Source organism: Trebonia sp., from assembly GCF_030042015.1.
Classification (GTDB): Bacteria; Actinomycetota; Actinomycetes; order Streptosporangiales; family Streptosporangiaceae; genus Trebonia.
In genome coordinates this window covers 1-5,649 of record NZ_JASIAL010000488.1, presented here as the reverse complement: position 1 = coordinate 5,649, position 5,649 = coordinate 1, and the positions used below count along the sequence as shown (strand labels likewise).

Sequence of the window (5,649 nt, the reverse complement as noted above, 5' to 3'; positions counted from 1 at the left end):
GCTGGGCAGGGCACAGCGCAGGGCCGCGGTGGGCAGGGCGGTATGAGGCCGGGCGGCGCCCGCCAGGGGAACGCCCGGCAGGGGAACGCTGCCCGCCAGGGCGGCCGGCATGCCGCCGACGGGCGTCAGCACGCGACGGCGGCAGGGCGCGGCGAGACCGCCGCGCGCAGCGGCGGTTCGCCTGCGGCGACTCCCGGTCCGGCGGCGCCTGGCCTCGAGCCGCACCGGCCACGCCAGTTGCAGTACTCGGCTCCGTCCGAGGGCGGCGGCGTCGAGCGCCGGCGTGATTCCGCCGATCCGTACGCCAACGTGGGCCGCAACGACCTGTGCCCGTGCGGCTCAGGCCGCAAGTACAAGCGCTGCCACGGCGATCCGCGAAACTCCTGACCCCTCGGCCCGGCGCCCGCTCCGGTCGGCGCCCGCTCTGGCCGCCTGCCCGCTGCCTGGGTGCCGCGCGGGCCTGCGTCACGCCGCCTCGATGTCGGTGCACACCCAGCGCGGCACGGACGCTGGGGCGGCCGGCGTCTCGCACTGCCGGGCATGCCCGGCCGGTCCGGGGAGGCGCCGCGGCGCGGCCTGCTCAAGCCGGACGGCAAGCGCGCGCGTTCGCGCGCCGACCAGCACGATCGCGGTCATCTCGATGACCCCTGGCGCCGGCCGCGTCGTGATCACGCGCCGCACGCGAGGCCGCTGCCCGCAGCCGAACAGCGGGGTCAGCCTGCGAAAGTGAACGCGGGCGCGTTCGGACGTCCAGGGCAGGATCTGCCTGGTCGGCCGTGCTCCTGCCAGGGCCTCGGCGAGCAGCCAGGCGAAGTGCTGCGGCCATTCGCCCTGAGCGTCCGTGACCGCGCGCGGGGCCGCCACACGGTCTTGGGCCGCCTCGATGCCGGCGCCGAGGCCCTCCCACCCGCTGCCGCGTTGCCCGGACGCGGCCGCGGGTGCCGCGGCGGTGCCGGCCAGCGGGTCGGCGTCAAACGGTGGGCCAGTATCCGGTACGGTCACGAGCCGGAGCGCGGGCAGGTCGTCGCCGCGCGAGGCTGAATCGAACGCGGGTGCGTCACATGACAACGGGGATTGCCGCGCCGACATTGGGCTCCCGGGGAGTTGTGCGGGGTTAATGGCAACTAATTGCGACCATATGTACACGAGCCCACCGACATTCCGGTTCCGCGTGCTGCCGCATTCCATGATCGCGAAAATCTCGCACATAATTCGCGCCCCGCGGTCGCGAGGCGAAATTTTTCGCGAAATAAGTGGCCTCTTTACGCCGCGCCGGCTGGAACGCGCTTCATTACCATTACCGCTGCCACGGGCTCCGCCTGGCATGTCAGCGAGGCTCCGGCCCGCACCGGTCCCGCCGATGGGCTCGCGCCGCTTTTTTCTGGCGGAGGGGGCCCCACTGCCAATAGGCTTGGCGTTGTGGGCCCCACCACCAATGCGGGCAGTTGGTGAATCCGTCTCAATAGAGGCTGCCTTACCATTGGGACCATGCCGCACTTGCGTGCCGTGATCATGGACTGGGGTGGCGTCCTTACGCAGCCGATCGGCGACACTGTTCGCGACTGGCTCGTCGCCGACCAGATCGACGTTGATAGTTACCTGGCGGTCATGCGCCCGTGGCTGACGGACGCCTACGACCCGCTCGAAGCCACCGCGTCCGCCAACGGGCCCGCCAACCCCGCCAACGGGCCCGTCAACCCCGCCAACCCGGTGCACGCGCTGGAGCGCGGTGAGTGCACTGTCGCGGAGTTCGAGCGGCTGCTGGCCGAACGCCTCGTGACCACGGTCGGCGGCCGGGTCCAGCCCAACGGGCTGCTCACCAGGATGCTCTCGGCGAGCAGGCCCGTTCCGGCCATGTACCAGGTGATTCGCGACTTGCGCGGCGCCGGCGTCCGGACCGCGCTGCTGTCGAACTCATGGGGCGACGGCGGCTACCCAAGGCAGGATTTCCCGGCGCTTTTCGACGCGGTGGTGATCTCCGGCGAGGTCGGCATGCGTAAGCCAGAATCGCGCATATTCCTGCACACCGCCGGGCTGCTCGGCATCGCCCCCGGGGAGTGCGTGTTCGTCGACGACCTGGAGCGGAATGTCGCAGCCGCCGTCGGCTGCGGAATGACCGGCGTCCATCACACCGACCCGGCCGAGACGGTCACGCGGCTGACGCGAATGTTTGCCAATCGCTAAGCTTTGCCGCGTGCACGAGAAGCACGGCGAGCACCAGGGGCGCGGCGACCGCGAGGGGCGCGGCGACCGCGGCGAGTCGGCCAGGCTGTACCCGCTGCCGGCCACTCCCGGCCGGTCGGCGAACATGAAGGCCAACCGCCGCAGCGATACCAAGCCCGAGCTCGCGTTGCGCAGCGCCCTGCACGCGATGGGCTACCGGTATCGCAAGGACCTCAGGCTAGACCTGCCGCAACGGCGGGTGCGCCCGGACATCGCCTTCACCTCCCGCAAGGTGGCGGTGTTCGTGGACGGCTGCTTCTGGCACGCCTGCCCGGAGCACGGTTCACGGCCCAAGAACAACGAGTGGTACTGGTCGCCGAAGCTGCAGAAGAACGTCGAGCGCGACCGGGCCGCGGACGCCGCCCTGGCCGACGCGGGCTGGACGGTGCTGCGACTGTGGGAGCACGTGCCGATCGAGGATGCCGTTGCCATGGTGGTTGCCGTCGTCGGCGGCCCGCGGTCGCTACCATGAGGCCCCATGCGGGTATACCTGCCCCTCACGCTTCCCGGGCTGGCCGACGCCCTCAAGCAGGGCGAGGTCGGCCCCCCGCCGCTTACCGCGTTCGCGGTCACGCCGGCGTTGCGTGAGGCCTACGCGAGCGGCGACGAAGAGGAACTCGAGTACGTGGCCCTGCTGACGGCGGCCCGGCAGTCGTTGCGGCTGCTGGCCGGCGACCCGGACGCGCCGCGCCGCCGCGTGGTGCTCGCGGCCGACGTCAGGGACGGCGAGGTGAGCTGGAGCGCGTATGACGACGAGCCCGCCACGGTGGCCCTCGCCGTCGCGGTCCCGTTCACGGCCGTGGCTTCCGGCCACATCGACGCCGCCGAGGCGGCCGAAGACGTCGCCGCCGCGGCGGCGGCCATCGACGCCGCGGACGCCGGGGACGAGGACGCGGAGTTCACGGTCGACGGCGCGGACGGTCACGAGCTGGCCTGGTACGCCACCCAGGAGCTGCCCGACGCGTCCTTAGTTACCTTCTACGGCTTAGTTACCTTCTGCGCCCAACGGGGAAGGCACCCCTCATGGACGCGGTGACCAGGGTTCCCATGCCGTACAACGAGCCGGTGCGGCAGTACCAGCCAGGCAGCATCGAACGCTCCCTCCTCGAGGCGAAGATCAAGGAGCTCGCAGGACAGCACGCCGAGTTGACGATGACGATCGCGGGCCGCGCCGTGATGGGCTCGGGTGACAAGGTGCCGGTGGTGCAGCCGCACAACTACCGGCGCGTCCTCGGCGAGTTCGGCAACGCGACCGACGCGGACGTGCTTGCGGCGATCTCGGCGGCCGGGACCGCCGCCCGCGCCTGGCGTGCCCTCTCGTTCGACGACCGGGCCGCCGTCTTCCTGCGGGCAGCCGACCTGCTCGCCGGGCCGTGGCGCTCGACGCTGAACGCCGCGACGGTCCTCGGCCAGTCCAAGTCGGTGTTCCAGGCGGAGATCGACGCCGCCTGCGAGATGATCGACTTCTGGCGCTACAACGTGTCGTTCGCGCGCCAGCTGCTGTCCGAGCAGCCCGAGTCCGCCGCAGGCAGCTGGAACCGGATGGAATACCGGCCGCTTGAGGGGTTCGTGCTCGCGATCACCCCGTTCAACTTCACGTCGATCGCCGGGAACCTGCCGACCGCGCCGGCCCTGCTCGGCAACGTCGTGGTGTGGAAGCCGTCGCCCACGCAGCAGCTGGCGGCGCATTACACGATGCGCCTGCTCGCGGCGGCGGGACTGCCGCCCGGGGTGATCAACATGGTGACGGGGGACGGCGCGGCGGTGTCGCGGGTGGCGCTGTCGCACCCGGACCTGGCCGGTATCCACTTCACCGGGTCGACGGCCACGTTCCAGCACCTGTGGCGGACCGTAGGGGAGAACATCGCGCGCTTCAGGGACTATCCGCGGCTTGTCGGGGAGACCGGCGGCAAGGACTTCGTGATCGTCCACCCGTCCGCCGAACGCGCGTCGATCGTCACCACGCTCATCCGCGGCGCCTTCGAGTACCAAGGCCAGAAGTGCTCCGCGGCCTCCCGCGCGTACCTGCCGCGCTCGCTGTGGGACGACGTCCGGGACGAGCTTGCCGGCACGGTACGGTCGCTCTCCTTCGGGGACGTGTCCGAGGACCTGTCGCTGTTCGGCGGCGCGGTGATCGACTCCAGGGCGGTGGACAAGCACCGCGGCGCGTTCGACCGCGCCAGGTCCCGTCCGGGCGTGCAGATCCTGACCGGCGGCACGATCGACGACGACGCGGGCCACTTCGTCTCGCCGACGGTGCTGGTCTGCGACGACCCCGGCGACGAGGCGTTCACCACCGAGTACTTCGGCCCGATCCTGGCGGTGCACGTCTATGAGGACGCGGCGTTCAGCGCGATGCTCGGCCAGGCCGCCAACGTGGCGGCGTACGCGCTGACCGGCTCGATCCTCGCGACGGACCGCGCGGCGATCGCCGAGGCGGGCGACCGGCTGCGCTACGCGGCAGGGAACTTCTACATCAACGACAAGCCGACTGGGGCGGTGGTCGGCCAGCAGCCGTTCGGCGGCGCCCGGGCAAGCGGCACCGACGACAAGGCCGGCTCGGTGTTCAACCTCATCCGCTGGGTCTCCGCCCGCTCGATCAAGGAGACGTTCGTCCCGCCCACGGACTACCGGTATCCGCACATGGGCTAGAACGGTCATTCGAAGGCATCCGGGCGCGTTCAGAACCGTACGGTCATCAGCCTAATTCGAATACGTGGCGGTACGGGGTAGTTCAATTCAGTTCATGCCGTCAGGCTCCCTGTAGCGGCTCCCCGAGCCTAGGTGTCCTGACCGGTCCTGCGCGGCCGTCCGCCTCTCCTGGACCGGCGCTCGGCAAGCTCGGCCTCGGCAGCCGCCAGGTCGGCGAGGTCGGCCTCGTCGCCGTGGCGCCTGACCTGGCGGCGCATGTGGGCGAGGAGATCCTCGGTGCGGTCGCGGCCGAGCCGCGCGCACACGCGCCCGTAGGCGGCCCACATCAGGCGCGGCACCCGGATGGGCGTCGTCGGCGTCGTCCCGGCCATCAGTGCCTCCTCGCGTGTAGCTACAGAGAAGATCGTACGGCAAGGACTTGTGTAGCTACAAGGTTTCGCATACTCTGTAGCTACAGAGTTTCGCGCCGCCGCAGTGGGCTAACACCGCGGCGGCGCTAAGACCCCGATCCGCCTCTACCCGGATGGAGATCCTGATCATGAACGTACCGCCCGCCGACACGTATGAGGGCCAGCTCGCGCAGCGAGCCGCCGAGCTGCTGCCTGGCATCGGCACCCCCGAACGCCTGGAGCTGCTCGCCGTGATGGATGAGGACGACCTGCGGACATCGCTGGCGTTCATCGCCACCCTGAACCCGGCGATCTTCGACGCCGCGCTCGTGCGCGACCGGAAGATGACCGAGCGGCTGACCAGCCAGCTCGCCGAGGCCGAGGA

Annotated in this window: 8 protein-coding genes; 6 read left to right on the top strand and 2 right to left on the bottom strand. The window is 70.8% G+C overall.

Annotated features, from left to right (window positions below; genetic code table 11):
• Window positions 1-387, top strand: a 387-nt coding sequence (locus Q1N79_RS26010) for an SEC-C metal-binding domain-containing protein (RefSeq protein ID WP_300613422.1), incomplete at its 5' end; no start/stop codon positions are given.
• Window positions 388-465: 78 nt separating this feature from the next.
• On the opposite strand, the gene Q1N79_RS26005 is transcribed toward Q1N79_RS26010, so the two are convergent.
• Complete coding sequence (locus Q1N79_RS26005) at window positions 466-1,002, bottom strand: Rv3235 family protein (RefSeq protein WP_300613420.1); 537 nt, start codon at window positions 1,000-1,002, stop codon at window positions 466-468.
• 486 nt (window positions 1,003-1,488) lie between these two features.
• Here Q1N79_RS26005 and Q1N79_RS26000 point away from each other — a divergent pair, with 486 nt between their 5' ends.
• The 4 genes from Q1N79_RS26000 to pruA are packed head-to-tail and all read left to right on the top strand — an operon-like array spanning window position 1,489 to window position 4,875.
• On the top strand, window positions 1,489-2,184 hold the full coding sequence (locus Q1N79_RS26000; protein WP_300613418.1) for an HAD family phosphatase: 696 nt from the start codon (window positions 1,489-1,491) through the stop codon (window positions 2,182-2,184).
• Window positions 2,185-2,194: 10 nt separating this feature from the next.
• Complete coding sequence (locus tag Q1N79_RS25995; RefSeq protein ID WP_300613416.1) at window positions 2,195-2,695, top strand: very short patch repair endonuclease; 501 nt, start codon at window positions 2,195-2,197, stop codon at window positions 2,693-2,695.
• Between the two features lie 6 nt (window positions 2,696-2,701).
• Window positions 2,702-3,259, top strand: a complete 558-nt coding sequence (locus Q1N79_RS25990; protein ID WP_300613414.1) for a hypothetical protein — start codon at window positions 2,702-2,704, stop codon at window positions 3,257-3,259.
• A complete protein-coding gene (gene pruA / locus Q1N79_RS25985; RefSeq protein WP_300613412.1) occupies window positions 3,247-4,875 on the top strand; it encodes an L-glutamate gamma-semialdehyde dehydrogenase in 1,629 nt (542 codons plus the stop codon). Before Q1N79_RS25990 ends, pruA begins: the two co-directional genes overlap by 13 nt.
• A 128-nt stretch (window positions 4,876-5,003) precedes the next feature.
• Here the strand turns inward: pruA and Q1N79_RS25980 are convergent, their stop codons facing one another.
• Entirely contained in the window at window positions 5,004-5,246 is a 243-nt protein-coding gene (locus Q1N79_RS25980) for a hypothetical protein (RefSeq protein WP_300613410.1), read from the bottom strand.
• 167 nt (window positions 5,247-5,413) lie between these two features.
• On the opposite strand from Q1N79_RS25980, the gene Q1N79_RS25975 reads away from it, so the two are divergent.
• A partial coding sequence (locus tag Q1N79_RS25975) for a hypothetical protein (RefSeq protein WP_300613408.1) occupies window positions 5,414-5,649 on the top strand: 236 nt, incomplete at its 3' end.